The sequence below is a fragment of the Endozoicomonas sp. ALD040 genome, assembly GCF_049275945.1.
In the GTDB taxonomy this organism is placed as follows: Bacteria; Pseudomonadota; Gammaproteobacteria; order Pseudomonadales; family Endozoicomonadaceae; genus Endozoicomonas_A.
The window spans coordinates 6,082,894-6,102,574 of record NZ_CP184829.1; the positions used below are offsets into that span (position 1 = coordinate 6,082,894).

The 19,681-nt window shown below is 47.3% G+C and carries 9 protein-coding genes; 7 read left to right on the plus strand and 2 right to left on the minus strand.

Annotated elements, in window-relative coordinates:
- Positions 1-101 precede the first annotated feature (101 nt).
- Positions 102-1,250 carry a pyridoxal phosphate-dependent aminotransferase gene (locus tag ACOJUN_RS22115; RefSeq protein WP_422137117.1) on the plus strand — a complete coding sequence of 383 codons (1,149 nt, stop codon included), beginning with the start codon at positions 102-104 and terminating at the stop codon, positions 1,248-1,250.
- 149 nt (positions 1,251-1,399) lie between these two features.
- The gene (locus ACOJUN_RS22120) at positions 1,400-2,194 is read left to right on the plus strand and encodes a DMT family transporter (RefSeq protein ID WP_422134019.1); all 795 of its coding nucleotides are present in this window, start codon (positions 1,400-1,402) and stop codon (positions 2,192-2,194) included.
- 27 nt (positions 2,195-2,221) lie between these two features.
- On the opposite strand, the gene ACOJUN_RS22125 is transcribed toward ACOJUN_RS22120, so the two are convergent.
- On the minus strand, positions 2,222-3,802 hold the full coding sequence (locus tag ACOJUN_RS22125) for a hypothetical protein (RefSeq protein WP_422134020.1): 1,581 nt from the start codon (positions 3,800-3,802) through the stop codon (positions 2,222-2,224).
- 558 nt (positions 3,803-4,360) lie between these two features.
- On the opposite strand from ACOJUN_RS22125, the gene ACOJUN_RS22130 reads away from it, so the two are divergent.
- Together ACOJUN_RS22130 and ACOJUN_RS22135 are read left to right on the plus strand one after the other, a co-directional pair.
- Positions 4,361-5,965, plus strand: coding sequence for a peptide ABC transporter substrate-binding protein (locus ACOJUN_RS22130; protein WP_422134021.1), 1,605 nt, complete (start codon positions 4,361-4,363; stop codon positions 5,963-5,965).
- Between the two features lie 118 nt (positions 5,966-6,083).
- Complete coding sequence (locus ACOJUN_RS22135) at positions 6,084-7,130, plus strand: hypothetical protein (RefSeq protein WP_422134022.1); 1,047 nt, start codon at positions 6,084-6,086, stop codon at positions 7,128-7,130.
- 47 nt (positions 7,131-7,177) lie between these two features.
- On the opposite strand, the gene ACOJUN_RS22140 is transcribed toward ACOJUN_RS22135, so the two are convergent.
- Positions 7,178-13,501, minus strand: coding sequence for a hypothetical protein (locus ACOJUN_RS22140; RefSeq protein ID WP_422134023.1), 6,324 nt, complete (start codon positions 13,499-13,501; stop codon positions 7,178-7,180).
- A gap of 883 nt (positions 13,502-14,384) precedes the next feature.
- On the opposite strand from ACOJUN_RS22140, the gene ACOJUN_RS22145 reads away from it, so the two are divergent.
- The 3 genes from ACOJUN_RS22145 to ACOJUN_RS22155 all read left to right on the plus strand — a co-directional run bounded on the left by ACOJUN_RS22145 (position 14,385) and on the right by ACOJUN_RS22155 (position 19,629).
- Positions 14,385-15,989 (plus strand): hypothetical protein, encoded by a 1,605-nt coding sequence (locus ACOJUN_RS22145; RefSeq protein ID WP_422134024.1) that lies wholly within the window; start codon positions 14,385-14,387, stop codon positions 15,987-15,989.
- Between the two features lie 144 nt (positions 15,990-16,133).
- The gene (locus ACOJUN_RS22150; RefSeq protein WP_422134025.1) at positions 16,134-17,900 is read left to right on the plus strand and encodes a hypothetical protein; all 1,767 of its coding nucleotides are present in this window, start codon (positions 16,134-16,136) and stop codon (positions 17,898-17,900) included.
- A 502-nt stretch (positions 17,901-18,402) separates the two neighbouring features.
- On the plus strand, positions 18,403-19,629 hold the full coding sequence (locus ACOJUN_RS22155) for a hypothetical protein (RefSeq protein ID WP_422134026.1): 1,227 nt from the start codon (positions 18,403-18,405) through the stop codon (positions 19,627-19,629).
- The last annotated feature ends 52 nt before the right edge of the window (positions 19,630-19,681 follow it).

Below are 19,681 nucleotides of genomic sequence, written 5' to 3' on the forward strand. Positions count from 1 at the left end.
GACACTGGCTGAGCATTGCGCCAGATTGTCTGACTTTATACGGGTTTGAAAAACGATTAACGAGGAACATCGTGACTGGTCAACCTTCCCACCGCGTTCAGATGGTCAAACCATCACCTACCATGGCAGTCACTGCCCGAGCCGCTGAACTTCGCGCCGCCGGACACGACATTATTGGCCTGGGTGCCGGTGAACCCGACTTCGATACCCCTGATCACATCAAGGCTGCTGCGATCAGGGCCATTAACGAAGGAAAAACCAAGTACACTGCCGTTGACGGTACTGTAGAACTGAAACAGGCCATTATCGATAAGTTCAGGCGCGACAATGGTCACGAATATGCGCCAGACCAGATTCTGGTTTCCTCCGGTGGTAAACAGAGCTTCTTCAATCTCTGTCTGGCACTGATCAATAAGGGTGATGAGGTCGTTATTCCTGCCCCTTACTGGGTTTCCTACCCGGATATGGTCACTATTGCTGAAGGTGTCCCGGTGATCGTCAAGGGCAACCTTGAGAACCGTTTCAAACTGACTCCGGAACTTCTGGATTCGGCCATTACAACAAAAACCAGGCTGGTAGTTCTGAACAGCCCCTCCAACCCGTCCGGTACAGCCTACACCCGCAAAGAGCTGGAAGGTCTGGCCGCTGTTCTGCTGAAACACCCCCATGTTATGGTGGCTACTGATGATATGTACGAGCACATCCTCTGGAGTGATGAGCCTTTCTGCAACATCCTGATGGCCTGCCCGGAACTGTACGACAGAACAATTGTTCTGAACGGTGTATCCAAGGCTTACTCCATGACCGGATGGCGTATTGGTTATGCCGGTGGACCCGCCTGGCTGATCAAAAACATGAAAAAGATTCAGTCACAGAGTACCTCCAACCCCTGCTCTGTTGCCCAGGCTGCGGCGACTGAAGCTCTGGCCGGTTCACAGGAGTGTGTAAAAGAGATGCTGGTCTCTTTCAAAAAGCGTCATGACTATGTCGTAGGTCGTCTGAAGAAGCTGCCTGGTGTTACCACCATTGAAAGCGACGGTACTTTCTATACCTTCCCTGATTTCAGCGAAGCCATGCAGAAGCTGGGCTTTGAAAAAGACACCCAACTGGCAGAGATGCTCCTGGAAAAAGGCGTTGCCCTGGTACCGGGCTCAGCCTTTGGCATGGAAGGCTGTATGCGTCTATCCTACGCCACCAGTGATGAAGCCCTGGAAAAAGCCCTGGATCGAATGGAAGCAGCACTCAGTTGATCTTTCTCGTCATCCCAGCCAGCATTCTTTCCGAATGCTGGTCGTAGAATTACCTTTCGCTGCAATTACCTCTTGAAATGAAAACCATTTGGTTAACGAGCCTGGCCCTCATAGCATTCGCGGGAAATTCCATTCTGTGCAGATTGGCTTTGGGTGATAACGAGATTGACGCCGTTAGCTTTACGTGGATTCGATTACTTAGCGGCGTTTTGGTATTGCTGCTGATACTCAAGTTATCCCGATTCAATTGCGTTTCAACATCAAAAGGGAGCTGGAAAGCTTCCTTCATGTTATTTCTTTACGCCATCGCTTTTTCTTTTGCCTACCTCTCTCTGAATACGGGAACAGGGGCATTAATCTTGTTCGCTTCGGTACAAATTACGATTATTGTTGCTGAGCTTGTTACAGGAAAAAAACTTTTACCTGTTGAGTGGTTGGGTGCTTTTATTGCATTTCTGGGTTTTGTTTATCTGGTAATACCCGGTTTGTCCACGCCGTCACTGACGGGATTTATCCTGATGACTGTCTCCGGCGTAGCCTGGGGCTTCTATACGCTTGCTGGCAGGGGCTCACAAAATCCGCTGGGAGACACCACTTATAATTTTGTTCGTACGCTACCATTTGTATTGATTTTGGGGCTTGTATCCATTCAGGACAGCCGCTTGTCCACCGAAGGTGTCATATTGGCAGTGGTATCTGGTGGCGTCACATCGGGGATTGGTTACATGATCTGGTATATCGCGCTGGCGGGGCTTTCTGGCACACAATCGGCTGTCGTGCAATTGCTCGTTCCTGTTATTGCCGCAATAGGAGGTGTGTTGTTTACCAACGAGACCTTATCTATGAGACTTGTTCTGTCTTCACTGATGATACTTGGCGGTATCTTGACCTTGATTTCAGGAAAACACTTTTTTGTTCAGCGAGCCAAAAACCAAACAAAGTAGCAGTGAAAACTCAATCACTTTTGATCGTTATTTCTTCACTTTACTTTTTTGGGAACCCTGGTCGACGTGCTGGTTCATATCAACAGTCTTGTGTTTTCGATGTGCCCTTTTGTGGTCCAACAGGGCTTTTGTATTCTTGCAGATCTTTCCGCATGGCCAACGCTGACCACCCTCTCCGACCACTGTGTAGTAACAGGTTTGTTGCCCGCTGTGGTCAATTCTCTTGTGATCCGTCAGGGCTCCAGCATTCCTGCAGACCTTTGCACATGATTGCTGCTGGCCATTCTCACCGATCACGGTTACGTCACAGGTTCGTTTTCCACTGTGGATTTTGCTTCTGTGAGACCTCAGAGCCTGAGGATTCTTGCCGACAAACGCGCATGACCGCTTCTGGCCATCTTCCGAGACCACAATCAGGTCACAGCTTGCTTGCTTGGTGTGTCCATTTCTTTTGTGGATCATCAGGTCTTGGGCATTCTTGCAGACTGCCCCACATGGCCGCTGCTGGCTACCCTCCCCGGTCACCATCAAGTCACAGGTTTTTTGCCCGGTGTGGAATTTGTATTTGTGCGTCGCAAAAGATCGATTGTTCTTGAAGACTTTCTCGCAAGGCCGCAGCTGGCCACCCTTCCCGAGTATGGTCAATTTACAGATTCGTTGATTGCCATGGACTCTGGCTTTGTGAACCGACAGGGCTCCGGCATTCTTGAAGAAGGTTCCACATGGCTGCGACTGGTTATCCTCCCCGATCACCATCACGTCACAGGTTTTTTCCCCGGTATGGCATTTGCTTTTGTGACACGATAGTCTTTTTTCGTTTTTACAGACCTTCCCGCATTGTCGCAGATGGCCATCCTTTTCGAAGACTATCACATTGCAGGCTAATCGCCCGGCAGTAGTGTTTATAGCGTCTGTCACTGTAGCTATTGAGGCTGAGGCGACCCCGTCCAGAGAGTTACATCGATAACAATGTCTCCTTGCCAAATGGTGGGAGAAGCTTTTTTCGGATGTTTTACCCGTTTTGTCTGTAGAACTTTCTTCACAATTCTGCACTTTACCATCGGTTGAACCGGAAGATTGTCTAAATCGACAAACGCCATTACAGGGGTGGACGAAACAATTTAAGCCCAAAGTATGTGAGTGTTGTTGTGGCTCTTCGTTACCTTTGCCAGAGTCAGAGTAGAACAAATGGGTTAAATAGCCCAAAGGGTGGGTAGTGAACTGTATTGCCTGGTGGCCGGATGATTCTGGAGGTTGCCCCTGTGGTTGGTCCTGTTCAGAACCTGGCACCGTAATGCTGACCGCAAACGGGTGATTTTGAGACACTTCTTGTTGTTCAATCGGGTTAAACCGAGGTGAATCCCGGTTCCAAGAGCTTTTTAAAAGCCAGCCAACGGCGATAGCTGCTTCTAGAGAATAGGGGATGGCGCTTAGAGGCTTGTCTTTGGGTGTCAGGATCAGTTCATAAGCAACCAGCAGATTCCTGACGTAAGGCCATTGCAAGGAGGTCGACTCAACGGGAGGCGCTTCCATCTCGTAACTGTCAGGTCTATCAAGCTCGACAATAAAACCCCCGTTCAACGGTTTGGCCAGGCAGATGACAGACAACGACAATAACAGCAGTATTGCAAAACGGGAGTGTTTAATAATTTTATCCTTGCCTTCTGATTTCCAGAGAGGAAGGATAGATCAATATAGAAGTCTGCCCAGTGGTTGAGCCTAGGAGCCTGACCGAGAATAGCGCCCGTAGCGAGGACGGCAGAAAATTGAGGATGAAAATTCGGTTTTGTGAGGAGAATAGCGAGCTATTTGACGAACAAAAGCGGATTTTCAGACCAATTTGCTGCCGCCGCAGTAGGGCAGTCTATTCTCGGTCAGGCTCCTAGCAGCCTGTCGGACTTAAGACTGTCCTACTGCGGTTGCAATAAATTGGTCTAAAAATCCCTGTTTCTTCGTCAAATAGCTCGCTATTCTCCTCAGAAACAGAGATTTTTATCCTCAATTTCTTGCAATCCTCGCTACGGACGCTTAAGTCCGACAGGCTGCTAGCCATCAAAAAAGCCTTTACCATGGAAAACCAGACGCATCTTACTGACTTTTTTCGGCAGAAGCTTTATGAATAAGCTATACAGAAGATTCGTGTAGTTTTTTGATCTGACCTCCTAAATGTCCTTTATATTCAAGCCCCTTACATTCAGGGTTCGTGGCTGGCTGCGTAGAACTCTCCTTGCCCTGCCCTGCTTCCTGTTGGCCTTCACTGCTTCCATGCAGGTTTTCTCTTTGCCCCTTGAGAGGGGTCTGCTGGCCAACCCAAAATCCCTGCACCCCCACTATTTTGGCGGCTCACCCAACGCCCAGGTGCTCAAGGATGTTTTTGAAGGGTTAATGGTGCAGAACAAAAACGGTGAACCCGTGCCCGGAGTGGCCAGCGATGTTGAACGCGCCCCTGACGGCACCCGATATACCTTTATCATCAGAAAAAATCTGAAATGGTCAGATGGCAGTGCCCTCACGGCTGAAGACTTTGCCCGCAGCTTCAGGGCACTGGCCGATCCTGAACGTCGAGCCACCTACCGCTGGTACTTGAAAGTCGCTAAAATAAAAGGAGCCGAGCAGGCTCTGAATGGCGATCTTGATGCCCTGGCGGTGAAGGCATACGACGATAAAGTCATTATCGAACTGGATCAGCCCACTCCTTATTTTCTGGACCTGATGACCTTTCCCAGCTTTCTGCCTGTCCATAAGAGTAATCTCAAGGGCGATACCTCAACCATTCCGGTCACCAACGGTCCCTTCAAAATTCGTCAAGTGATCCCTGAAACCCGTATAGAATTAAGCAGCAACCCCCATTATTTCCGTCATCTGGATACTGACCTGCAACGGGTCAATTACCAGATTATTCCATCCGTCCATCGTCAAATAGAACAATTTGAGAATCACGTACTGGATGTAACGGCTCAATTGCCAGCGCTGCATATTCAGGAATTGAAGAAAAAGCACCCTGTGTCTGTGTTTGAAGATCAGGTTCTTGCCACCGCCAGCCTGATGGTCAGCCCGAAGGTAACGGTCCTGCATAATTTAAAAGCAAGGCAGGCTCTATCGATGGCTATTGACAGGAATGCGCTGGTCAAGAAGATATACCCCCACAGTCATACCACACCAGCGTGCAGTTTTGTGCCTCCCCATACCCGGGGCTTCAACCCGGACCCGGCTAACTGCAAAAGACTGCTCGATAATCCGGATCGCAGGGAACAGGCCATCAAGTTACTGGCTGAATCAGGCATTAAAGGGAGTGATATAAAACTAACTGTATTATCAAGCCCAAGGTACGATTCTCTGGATATTCTGCCAGAGATCTGCCACCAGATTAACAGCACTCTGGGCACATCCCTGAGCAGTAAGAGTGAGGAATGGGGTAGTTACCTCGAGCATATATCCAAAGGAGACTACGAGCTGGCATGGTTTGAGTGGTTAGCTGACTACAATGATGCCACGGCGTTCCTGATTCCTCTAACCGAAAGTCAATTCTTTGGCCCCTTCAGGGATCCAGCCTATCTCAGGGAACTTTCCCTGGCTGCAAGCAAGAAAACCACTGTAGCCCGTTTACCGAACTATCAGAATGCCGAAGCTATTCTGGCCAGAGAATTACCACTGATTCCTGTCCTCCACCCTTCCCGGATAACACTCGTCAATCCTGATATTGGTGGCTTCTACGCCTCCAATCCGGAAGGCTGGGTTCAAAGCTGGCACCTGTACCGAATACTTGACTGACCCGCCGAGAAAAAGCAGTGTTACCAGACTTTGAATACGCCCCCTATACTGAGGAAAGACACTCTGCTTTGAGAGCTGAGTTGAAAAGTTTCACAACAGGCATAAGAATCAGATCATCATGGATAGATCCAGACTCGATACACAAGCGACTCAATTCAAGCCTATTTCTGAAAAACAGTTCGATAAGTCTCAGAAAACAGGTGTGTTTGGCCGGTGGAAAGTCAAAATTTCCAAGTCCATGGGCAAATATTCCCCCCAAAAAGCCACTCTTAAAAACGATGCCCCTGTGAAACTCGAGCAGCGGGAAATCAAAAAACTGGCCATGAACAGTAAACCGCCCACAGAACCCAGAGTTCTCAGATCTATGGCCATTGATGCACAGTTGGCCGCTTACCCCTACCATCGCTCACTTGAGAAAATCAGTGAAGCCGGTGACATTCACAAACCAGAGAAAGAGGATTTTGCCGCTCAATGGCAACCTTCTGAGGATATCGCAAAACTGATTTCCGATGAGACAGGAGTGACCCTCAGCACCAAGGAACCCGGATTCCTGTATGACAAGAAAACAGGACTCACGGCTTACGTTCTTACCAATCCTGAACGTAAGGAAGTCCGTCTGGTGTTTGGCGGCACGACATCGGGACTGGCAGCAGGAGGGCTAATCGAACGTTCGAGAAAAAACATGCAGTTTTCAGGCAAGCAATGGCAAGCCAATCTCAAGAATCTCACGGGAAAAGGCATCCCTGACAGCTATAAACAAGCCAAAGCCCTGACCGCCAGTCTTATGAAAAATCTGCCTGCAACGCCTGAAGGCGAGCCTTTTTCTCTGAAACTCAATGGCCATTCCAAAGGAGGAGCCGAAGCAAGCTATGCAGCACTCTCCATGGTGCCTCCGGTCGAAGCGGTTTGCTTCTCAAGTGCCGAGCTGAGTCGTGCAGCTTTATCAGACATTCCCAGAGAAAATCTGGCCAGCGCCCACGAGAAGGTAACCCATTATAAGGTCAGCAAAGACCCGGTGACGCTTGCCGGAAAGTTTATCAGCGGTTTGTCCCATACCGGCAAAGTCATCACGCTTCCAGCCAAACATGCTTACGATTCGTTTCTGGATCGGCATGATAAGTTCACAAAACATATCGAGCATTACGCCAAAAATGAGTCCCACTGAACCTTTACGTTTGATTGAGAGGGCTTTTAAAACCCTCTCAAACAAACTTACAGCTCAGGTTCCATTATCGGATTTTCAATCAAAGGGAATTGATCACCTTCGCTTTCGCCCAAATTCATTTCAGGATCTTTCGTCAAGCCTGTTTTCATTTCTACGCCTTCGGATGGCGAAAAACTAACTGTATCATCATCCTCACTTAAACTGCCCCATTTGCGTTGGTTACACCATGCAAGCACTTTTGCAGTGGCAGCCAGTGCAAGGGTTTTGGGTAAGATAAAGAATGACCAGGCTCTCCCATGTCCAGGCAGATTGGTAAGACCATAGAGACCACACCCGCCGTATACAGCAGCTGCACCGACAGCCAAACCTATGCCGACCCATTGGCCCGTGCTCAGACCATTGTGTGAAGGTGTCGGTGCCCCCCTCAAGGCCTGAATATCGGGCAAAGCGCTGCAATTACCCTCAGCAAACTCGACAACATTAGAAGGTACTTCATTAAGGTTAACGGAGAAGTAACGGTTACTGCACACCCGAACCAGGCCATCAATTCTGGCAGGCTCTTTAGCCAGTCTGCCAACCGTGACGTCAATGGTTTTCTTCTCGTCAATAGCTGAACCCATGGCAATGTTGTCAGCGATAAGAGCAAAGATACCGCCCCTGTTATTTGGCAGTTCAACATTGATGTTCACCGAAACAGACTCGGTCTCCTGAACATTGTCATGAACTTTCAGGATTCTGTAGTGACGAACATCAATGGCAGCCGGTGCGGACTCGCCAGAATTTGAGTCTGTAAAGCGGTTACCCGAAATATCCATCTTCTGGAGTTCTTCCAGGCAATTTTTACAATCGGCATAAATGGCGGCTTTTTTCAGACCTCCGGAAAAAAACGTACTGCCAGTAATTATCACATCACCTGATGAGCCCCGTACCTCAACATAGTGGGAAGGTGCTTTTTCGTTCTCCCTGTTGACGTTATATTGAAACTCATCACTACTCATCAGGAGTTTTCCACGATAGTCGACCGCCTTGACTGCCGTGTAGAGAGGCTTGCCCCGGATATTGTCTACAGCGGAAATATCCCAGGTTATACCTTTGCTGAAGAAACCCTGAGCTGAACTGTTAATATCCAGCAGAACCAGTGATTCTGCCTCGGCAGGATAATCAATGGATTGCTTAATCACCGTATTGCCAACACCGGCCAGTGCCACGGGCCGGAGCATACGGAGTGGCCTATTCAGTTCATAACTGCCTGCTTCAAGCAAAATAACCTTGCCAGACTCTGACGTCGTGTTTACTGCGTAGAGCAGTTCCCCGATGTTTTTTACAATCTCCACTTCAGAAAACGTAGTCTTTACCCCCTCTTCCTGAAGCTCATTCAGAAGTTGCTGACAGAGCTGAGCCTTGACTGAATCGGTCAGCTGATCACATGGGCTGCTGAACACGGGGGAAGTGGTCGGTGTCAAGCTTGCTGTGGCAGATGATACGACAGTGGTTTTGTTTGCACCCAACTCAAAGGGTTCATAACTGTCCGTTACCAAGGTAGTCTGAATAGACTGCGAAGGCGTCAGCGAAGTTGGCGTTGAAGTAGACACTTCAAGGCCTGTAGTGTAGCGATAATTAGTAAAATCCAGAATCTTTAACCCATAGTAATCATTTCTGTCTACATCCACATAACCGTATACCTTTGCAGGGTCAAAAGGGCTCTTCTCAAGTTTTAGCTCAATAACTCTTGCATCTTCCGGTGCATCTTTGTTGGCTGTATTGTTTTTTATGGAAGCACTTTCGATATGCTGGTAATTTGCAAATTTAAGCTTTATCGCACCTGCTGCATGACGGTCTGCCTGAAGGTTGTCGTTAATTTTCAGGTGTTGATAATCAGAAAGAACGATAGCACTGGGTTGCGAAAGATCCGTATTACGGAAAGTCACGAACACATTAGTGTCGACCTCAATAGCAGCCTGAGAACTTGTGCTGGCACTGGACTTGACCACACTAACCGGTGTTAACGATGAATCAAAGAAACTATAACCAACGTAATACTTATAACCCGGGTTATTGTCCAGCACTACAGCATGTTCAGACCAGGCCCCTGGTTCATGATGAGTAAAGTGGTTTTGGTAAATCCGTATATCCCCGCTGTAACTTTTTGCAGAGATATGAGATTCAAATGGATATCCATAAGAACCGAAAGGCCGTTTGGTTTGCCACTCCAGATTCCAACTGTAAAAACCGGCATCCGGAGAATCATGGCTAGTACTCAGGTACAGCAATGAAGTGTGGGGGCCGACGTTATAATAGTCACCTGCTGGTTTTATTACAGGCAGCTTAACAGCTCCACCTACTACACCCACCATGGCAGTCCGGTGACTGATTCTCAGCGCCCCTGAGAGTTCATAGTCACCCGGTTTCAATAAAATAATTCTACCGAGAATAGCCCTGCCATCCTCGCCGATCGTTTTATTGATGGCTTTGAGCAGCTCCGCAGCCGTTGCAACCACAAAGGCATGTGAAAACTCAGGCTTGTTGGTCGCAGGCCCCGAGGCCCGTTCGTTTTGCAAAAACGCCCCGCAGGCAGCAAATGCAGCTGAATGGTCCAAGACATCATTACAAGGTTGCTTTTTCACAGGCAACGGGTTGATAGAAGCCGTAGCAGACAGCAGCAAACGGGTTGGCGTAATAACATCAGGAGACACACGGATTGCTACCGTCGATGGCACTTCCGTTGTCTGTGAAGACGCAATCACCTGTTTTCCGGGAATGTAATCAACATGACTCCAGGCAAGTCCCCGGTCATCAAACGTGTAATAATCATTGCCGTGAACAATTAGCTTGCCGACAATGAACGGAAGGTGTTTGGGATCATGGGTGGACTCAAAGATTATTTTTCGCTGAGAATCCGGTGCATCTTTATGGGCAATGTTATTCATTACATAGCCATTCATATGCTCTATATCGTTATGGTCCCTGATTAAAATAAGGCCTGGGGCATTTTCGGACGCCTGCTGGTTGCCGACAATCCTGAAGTTCGCATAGCCCTGGACGTATATTGATTTCAGATTTTCAATGCTTCGGATAAAATCACTATTGAAATAGTTACTACTAATTTCGAGCTGAGGTTGTGCGGTTATACAGGTGCCACTCGCACAACGGGCCACAACAGCAGCCGTTTTCAAATAAGGAGTATCAAACCAGTTGTATCCTACAAATGTTCCACCCATAACATTCTGTAGCTTGATATAATGAGCAGTGTAATCTTCTTTTGATTCCGAGAATTGATTGTCATAAATCCGCACTTCTCCCTGATAGGATTCACTGTAAATGGCGCCGTTAAACAACAACCCGAATCGATGAAAGGTTGGATTAGTCGTGTCCCAGTGAATGTGATGGCTGTAAAAGCCAGTTTCAGCTACCGCTGAATCCTGATAGAGGTGAACTAATGAAAAGTTGCTTGATTTAAATACGCCAGAGATTCGAATTTTCGGAAACTGACCGTTCTTGACGGCGCCAACCAAGGCTATTTTGTGTGAAATCTCCAGTCCATGCCTGAGCCGATAGATTCCGTTTTTTAACACAATCAGTGTGCTGGCATCAGCGTCTCTTGTTTCTGATGTGCCGATGGCCGCTTCCAATTGCTCCACATCACTGACCACAAGTGCCTTGGAAAATGACTGGCCTGCCGACGCTGTTGTATTGTTAAGAAACTCCTTACAAGCATTAATTTCAATGAGAGTTATCCCTGTGGACGATTGCATATGATCACAGATTGCCGTGGAAGCACCTGTGGGTGTTGGGGAAGAGATTGACGGTATCGCCGGGGTCGGTGAAGCCGTTGTGGAACGGCTGGCACTAACCTGTTGTGTTGGTGTCGGCATGATTGCCGCAGATGTCTGGACGACCCGGGATGGCAGCAACGGCGGTTGAGTGGTGGACGATGCCTGGGCAGTGGTTGCCGCACCACCGGCTGATCCCAGAAGAAACATTAGATTTCCTGGGTCAGAGAGGATGTAATTTGTGTTTCCCGTTACAGTCAAAGATCCGGTAAAACTCAGTGGCTCACTCCCAACCATGTAAGGCTCGATTTTTATTGTTTTCTGGGCTGTTGAAGTATCGCTTTGCGCGGTGTTGTTGCGAATAACACCACTCACTGCCCCGGTTTTATTTTTCAGGTAAACTTCAATCCGGGCAGCAGATTCTTTGTCATCCTGTTGATTGTTTTCAATCCGGAATCGATTATAGCCCCTGAGGTAAACACCCGGAGGAACCGTTCTCGGTGTATCTTCCCAGTCCCAGCCTTGAAAATGGTTTGAGACAATTTCCACTTTCGTGCCAAGTTCAGAACAATAGCTGCACTGGGCTCGGATCACCGCTGAATTAAGGTGGCTATCATTAAAATCGTTGTACCCTATGTAAATATCGCCGGAGGCATCCTGCAGCATCAGGAAGTGGCCAAAATTGTGGTTGTTCCGCCGATGATAAAAAAGGTTGTCATAAATCCTGATCTTGCCCCGATAAGAGTCACTGCTGATTGCACTCTCCTGGTAAACATTTTTTGAACCCCTTTTTATCTCACCAATGCTAGCTTCCCAATGAATATGAGAACTGTAAAAACCGGAGGATGGTTTCGATGAACTGTTTCTCAGAAGTACCAGCGATTTACGTGAACCGGGCGCGTCGAACATGTCTTCACTGGCTTGTATTTTGGGCTTAAAGCGATAGCTCGCACCGACCAGGGCCACTTTATGGTCGATTATTAACGGCCTCGGTAGCAGGTAGGGGTCATCTCCTGCAAGTCCTTCATGCAAAACAATAATGCTGCCGCTGTCGAGATAGTCTTTATTCTCCACTGCGCGATACAACTCTTGTGCATTGCGTACAACAAAGGCGTGAGCAAAGTTTTTATCGCCGCCTGTTGCCAGCGGGTTACCAAGAAAGTCGTTACACGCTTTTTGGGCAACAGTGTCATGACTTAAGTTATCGCAGGGATTGGTAACCGCCTCTGGCGTTGCACTTGCGCCGGGACTGACTGCCGTAGCAGAAGTGGGAGACAAAGAAGCTATGGCAGACGAAGAACGATCAGGAACCTCCTTTCCTGGCGTGAAAGCAATATAGGCGCCTATTTCATCCCCGTAATCAACATCGAAATAGTCATTGCCAGAAATGGTCACAAGACCTGACATTACACTGCGCGACTCGCCTGAGACTACTTCCAGGACCCGGTCATTGGGTGACGCGTCAATATGAGCCTTGTTGTCTTTGACAGAACCGTCTAATCCGGGCTCGTCAGGTAATTTAATGAAAATAGAAGGGTCAGTCCTTTCGTTCTGCGCAATATTATTTTCGATCGTGAATTTTTTGTAGTTGAAAAGAACGAAGGCATACTCACTGACGTCGTCGGATGCACCATTGGCGCTGGTTAATGTATTGTTAGTGATAACAATTTCGTTTTGATCCACATCGGAGCCGAAGATTTCCGCGTATACAGCCGAATAACTAAGATTACTGGTATTGAACCGGTTGCTGTCGATCACTATTTTTTTGGGTGAGCTTTCATTGTCCTCCAGATAAACAAAATTGCTTATATGGAATTCAGTACTGGTATGCGTAAACACGTTGTCATAAAGCCTGACTTCCCCCGGATAATTTTCCCCACTGACAGTTCTATAATCGTTGTACTTCCGATCACCTATAACCACGATGGTTTCCCAGTGTATGGAAGCACTGTAAAAGCCGACTGAAGCGCCCTCTGTTCCAGACAGAGAAACCATGGCTACCGGCTTATCACTCTTTAAATCAATATAGGTAGTAATATTAGGTCGGGTCCCATCTCTTTTAACACCCACCAGGGCGATTCTCTGAGTGGGTTTCAACACGTCGGTCAGCGTATACGTTCCGGGAGCCAGAAGTATAATGGAGCCTCCTGGCCCGGCGTTTTCAACTGCTCTGACCAGCTCACGGGCATTATGAACAACCAAAGCTGTTGCAAAGGACGCTGTGTCTCCAGAGGCTATTTCATTGTTGAAAAACTGGTTACAACTGTCCTTGGCTGCCTGATTAAGTCGAATATGACTGCACGGATTGTTCCTGCTGAATACCGATGTCGGAGTTATTGTCGTAGCCGTAACTGAAGTACTGTTTGGTAACAGGCCAGTCGGAGTGCTTTGTGAAGGAGCGGTCGTGTCAGTCAGATTATCAGGTGGGGGAGCAGTCGTATCAGTCGGAGTGTCCGGTGGGGGCGTAGTCGTGTCTGGGGAAGCGCCACTGCCGACACTATAAGCGGAAAGAGACAGAGCGCAGAATGCCAGAAAAAAAACCGATAAAAAACATCGTATTTTATACGACGGATAACAAATAGTTGCACATGAACTTTTCATAATAATGAGTAAGCCATATCTATAAAAATTAATAAAAAATCAAACGCATCTTCAATGACAGAATGTTTGAGTAATTAGTCGTGTAACTTCAGTTATAAAAACTGATAGTTAATAAGTTAGGAAAAATATTTCCAACAATTAAAATAGTTTGAAATAGATGTGGGATTTTTTACATTGAACGGCTTTAGGGAAAGATGAATTCGTAGATTTTCATGCACCAAAGCCACAATAACCGACAAGACTTTCAGGCTCCAGAGTAGAGGTTGATTTGTCAGCTAATGAAACGCACCAAAAATGGGCTGGAGCCCCATTTTAAGAACGACATTTGTCTTAAGTACCTGGCCAGTTGGTTTCGCATATTCTGGCGAGTGGATTTTTTCATCCTTCAAGGCGCAACGACGGGCGCGTAGCCATAGCTACGCAACCAGAGTTGGAACGCAGAAGGATGGAAAAAGCCGCCGTCCAGAATATGCGAAACCAACTGGTTAGGTACTTATTATATCTGGCTATTGACATAGATCTTTTTTCACAAATTGCCCAGATGGACAATGGATAAGGCCAAAGCACAGGCTTTGCTGTTCGAACCTGTAATACCAATCGAACTTTCTAACTCCCTATTGCGCTGAAGATTTGAGCCTTAATCCTGCGTTGGCGATCGTCGCCATAGCTAAGGCTATGACTCCTCACGCCGCCTTGTCTTAAGGCTCAAATCTCCATGCTCATTGCGGGAGTTAGAAAATACGATTGGTATAAGAAATACAGAACAGATGTGCCGGTCGGTGGCTGGAGTGGCTGGAAAACCGCACCGTTTTCTTAACCTCGATCAATGGCTAACCATACATGTAGCGTCTAGGCTTCGGTAAATTTCTCAGGAGTTCAGAGCATGATGAAGCTACAGCAATATCTGGCACGTTTAATTGTGCCTGTATTACTGTTTCAGGCCCTGAATACCCAGGCTCAAACAAGATTACAATCTTCAACAGCAACCCCTTCTGCCATAACTACGACGACACCCTGCGACGATCTTCTGAAGCCGACGAATCTTGCACTGCAGACGAAAGGAGTACAAAAACGACTGAACCAGCACAGGAAACTTGTTAAGGGAGAGCAGTGCGTTATTCTCAGTGCCAACCCCTTAAAAGATTTAAGTGAGTTAATAGAGCAGTTTCCCGAGAACACCGTCATATTGTTCTCATCCAATACTGACCCTATCGTGACACCCTCGCCAACAGCTACCTCTTTGACGGGCAAAACGCCGGTTGTGTACTTTGCTGACCATGAAATACATTTAAAGAATGGTCAGAACATTATTGGCGCAGCTGATGACGGCTTTGAGATCGTCATCAGGGATCGGCCAGTATTTGAAGGCAAATATCTGCTCAGGTTTGGATCTGCTAACTTTCAGCCCGCCCATACAGACGACAGCAATATAAAACACATTACTTTTCGGCCCACCCGAAAAAAAAAGCGCGACTCCATTAAATCCATTATTTACGCAGAGTGTTATAACCGAAAACTGATTGTAGAAAAAAATGTATTTTATCCCCCTGTCCTGGCCGAAATTATTGATGTAAATGATTTACATAAGCCTCCTTTCCGGGCCGCCGTTATTATTGCTTGCGAAAAAAATCTGGATGCATCTGTCAAATGGCTCCAGGGCCCAGAGTTGCAGTTTGCAGATAACAAGATCATCGGTGAAAAGTTCGACTCGATTAGCGACAAACTTTTTCCCTATGTTATTCCCGACCAAGGCCTGTTTATTAATCTTACTGGCATCGTGAATCAGCAGGACAAGATAGCTGTTTCCGGGAATATATTCGAAGGTTATATTGCAGAAGCGGCTGAGTTCACGCTTGGACCCGGGACCCGCATGGAGGTCTTCAATAACACTATCAGCATTTCCAATGAGGGCGACACAGAGCACAACTCTGTTCGCAAAGGGGGGTTCGTTCTCGCGGGGCCTGCAGATAACACGGAAATCCCCCCTGTTTTTTTACTGGCTGACAATCAGATCAGGGTAACACGGACAGCTATCATCGTAAGGGGGCAGCTCGGCCTGATAATGGCTTGTAATCACCTGCAGGCAGTTAATCCATGGTGGCAACCCCAAAAACAATTCAGCCTGAAAGCACTGCCATTGCCCTCGGGAAGAGAACCAGAATGGTGCAATGACATAGTGAGTTCAACGACTGTCAGGCCCACTTCTTCAGGTTCAGCCCATGACAGGTCAACATCCATTCCACCTGCAATAAGCAGCCGGTTTGCCAATACCTGGACTGCCATCAACGGTTCCTTCTTCACTGCCTGTAAGGGTCTGGTCAACTTCGAGGGTCGGTTTTTGTTTGCTACAGAAGTCTGCCAGCCTGTCATTTCCCATTCTGCTCCCGATACCAGCACGACAGCAGTCCCTCCCTCATCAACAATTACAGCTACAGTGGCAACCCCTCTGGGCATCATGACCACTCTGGCCATATTGTTGAATCTATAACCAGAGCCTGTTTATCCTCGCAGGCATTCCGGGAACATGGGAACGATTAAAGGGAAGTCCTGTTTATTTTCTTAATACCTGATAATGGCCAACTATTAATGGAGCGTCTAGGCTTCCTATCTAGATTCGCCAGGAGCCGGGAACATGATCAAGCAGCAATATTATCTGGCCCGATTGATCGCGCCTTTATTCCTTTTGCAAGCTCTGATTCTTCAGGCCCAGATGCCGACAGTCTCTCCTACTACATCAAGCCTTTCGACATGCGACACTCTCACGGGACAAACGAGTGGGGTTGAAAAACGGCTAAATCTATACAGAAAACTGGTTAATGGAGAAGAGTGCATTGTTCTCGATCACGACCCTTCAAAGGATTTAGGTGATTTAATAAAACAGATTCCAAAGGACACCTTTATCTTCCTCTCCTCCAGAACTGCACCCGGCGCAACGCTTTCTCCAGCTACCCCCGCATCCAGTATTGCACCCAGCGCAACGCTTTCTCCCGCTACCCAGGCAACTAATACCTCGGTTGAGTATTTTGTTGACAGTGAAATAGTTTTGAAAGACGGTCAGTCCATTATTGGAGCAGCTGATGACGGCTTTGAGATTGTCATCAGGGATCGGTCAACTTTCAATCACAAACACTTACTTAAAGTTGGATACCCTAAAAGCTTCAAGCCTGACGAAACCAAAGACAGCTATATAAGACACCTTACTTTCTGGCCATCGCTGAATAATCCACGCCTTCCCATTGACTCTATTATTTCTGCAAAGTGCTTCAACCGGAAGCTGATCATAGAAGATAACGTATTCCGTACTCCTGCAAAGGCCGCCTTCAAGCTTGAGTGCAACGAATTTTCCGATGCCTCTGACCCAACCCGCCCCCCTGGCCCACACCTGCAGTTCGCTAATAACAAAATCTATGGAGGAAAATACACCTCGATTATGGACAGAATTTATTCCCATGTTATTCAGGAACAAGGAATATTTATTAATCTTCCTTCTGTCATTAACCAGTCAGGTCGGCTATCGGTTATTGGAAACAGATTTGAGGACGATATTGCAGAAGCGGCTCAGCTCAGACTTGCCCCCGGATCTAAAATCAATGTCTTCAATAACATTATCAATATATCCAATGTTGGCCCCATAACTCGCAGCACCACTCAAAAAGGAGGTTTCGTTCTGGTTGGGCCAACATATGACCTTGCAAAGCTGCCTGTTTTTTTCCTGGCTGGCAATCAAATCAAGGTAACACGAACCGCTATAACCGTCAGGGGACAGCTTGGACTGACTCTGGTTTGTAACCACCTGCAGGCCGTCAACCCATGGCGGCAACCCTTAAAACAATTCAGCATTAAAGCAATGCCAGCACCTTTGGGACAAGTGTCAGGAGTGTGCAGTAGCCTTGTGGGTCCAACTTCTGTCATGCCAATATCTGGTACAAATTCAACCTTTGTTATGTCAACGCCCACCCCAGATTCAACGGCTGTCATGTCAACATCCGCTGTTGTGTCGGCTTCCAGTCCGAATGCAACCCTTGCCATGTCAACTCCCATTCCAGATTCAAACGCTGTCATGTCAACTCCCATTCCAAATTCAACCCTTGTCATGTCAACTCCCGCTGTAAATTCAACGATTGCCATACCAACGCCCACTACACATGGAAGCACCCGGTTTGCAAATATCTGGACTCCCATAAACGATTCCTCGTCAACTCCCTGTACCGGTCTGGTTAACTTCGAGGGTCAGTTCTTTTTTCGTAAAGAAATCTGCCAACTATTCACTCTGGCTTCTGCTTCTGTTGCTAATACAACGTCCGGTTCCCTTTTGGTCCCAACTACGGCAGCGGGAACAACCGCAGAGATTACTGGTTTGAGTGTTTTGGCTACGTTGGCCATATGGTTGAATCTATAACCTGAGCTAATTCTTTCGAGGCGATCATTCCCCACAAAGCGTCTGTTGCAAAACTCTGGTTCAGGTGCTTTCAGGCCTTGTGGGTTCAATGACCCACAGATATCCCTAAAGAGCCCGAAACATGAACAAGCTGCCAGATTATCTGACCAGATTGATCGCGCCTTTATTCCTTTGGCAAGCTCTGATTCTTCAGGCCGATGTGCCGACAGTCTCTTCTTATATATCATGCCTTAAGATATCATCTTGCAACACTCTCATGGGACAGTCGACGTTAGGGGTTGAGAAACGGCTGAAGCAATATAGAGAACTTGTTAATGGAAAACAGTGCGTTGTTCTCAGTGTCGACCCATCAGAGGATTTAGGTAGGTTGGTAAACAAGATCCCGGAGAACACCGTTATCTTACTCTCCTCCGCCACTGCACCTGGCGCGACACTTTCTCCGTCCCCTTTCCCCGTGACAGATAAAACGCCGGCTGTGTACTTTGTTGACACTGAAATAGTTTTGAAAAACGGTCAGGACATTATTGGAGCGGCTGATGACGGTTTTGAGATTGTCATCAGGGATCGGTCATATTTTGAATACAAACACATACTCAGAGTTGGATACCCTGAAAGCTTCAAACCTGAAGAAACGAAAGACAGCCATATAAGACACCTTGCTTTCTCGCCATGGCAGAAAAGTTTTCACCATCCCATTGACTCCATTGTTTTTGCAGAGTGCTTCAACCGGAAGCTGATCGTAGAAGATAACCTATTCATGAGTCCTGCAAGGGCCGCCTTCGCTCTTGATTGCAAAAAATCCTTCGATGCCTCTGACTCAACCCGGAACCCGGGCCCAAACTTGCTGTTCGTTAATAACAAAATCTCTGGAGGAAAATACAGCTGGATTCCCGATTATACTTTTTACTATGTTACTCAGGAACAAGGGATATTTATTAATCTTCCTTCTATTATTAACCAGTCAGATCGACTATCGGTTATTGGCAACACATTTGAGTACTATATTGCACAAGCGGCTGAGTTCAGACTTGCACCTGGATCTAAAATCAATGTCTTCAATAACATTGTCAATATATTCAATGCTGGCCTCACAATTCGAAGCTCTGCTCGCAAAGGAGGTTTCGTTCTGGTTGGGCCTGCACATAGCCCTTCAAAACTGCCTGTTTTTTTCCTGGCAGGCAATCAAATGAAGGTAACACAGACCGCTATAAACGTCAGGGGACACATTGGACTGACTCTGGCTTGTAACCAACTGCAGGCCTTCAATCCATGGTGGCAACCCTTAAAACAATCCAGCATTAGAGCAATGCCGGCACCTTTGGAAAAAGTGTCAGGAGTGTGCGGTAGCCTTGTGGGCCCAACGACTGTCATGTCAACTCCCACTGCAAATTCAACCGTTGCCATGTCAACTCCCGCTGTAAATTCAACGGTTGCCATACCAACTCCCACTAAACATGGAAGCATCCGGTTTGCAAATACCTGGACTCCCATAAACAATTCCTCGTCCACTGCCTGTGCCGGTCTGGTTAACTCCAAGAGTCAGTTCTTTTTTTACTCAGAAATCTGCCAACCATTCACTTTACGTTATGCTTCTGCTTCTGCTTCTTCTGTCTCTGTTGCTGATACAACATCCAGTTCCCTTCTGGCCCCAACTAAAGCAGCGGGAACAACCGCAAAGATTACTGGTTTGGGTGTTTTGGCTAGTCTGGCCATATGGTTGAATCTGTAACCTCAGTTAATTCATCCTTTTGACACCATCATTCCCCGCAAAACAGCATTGC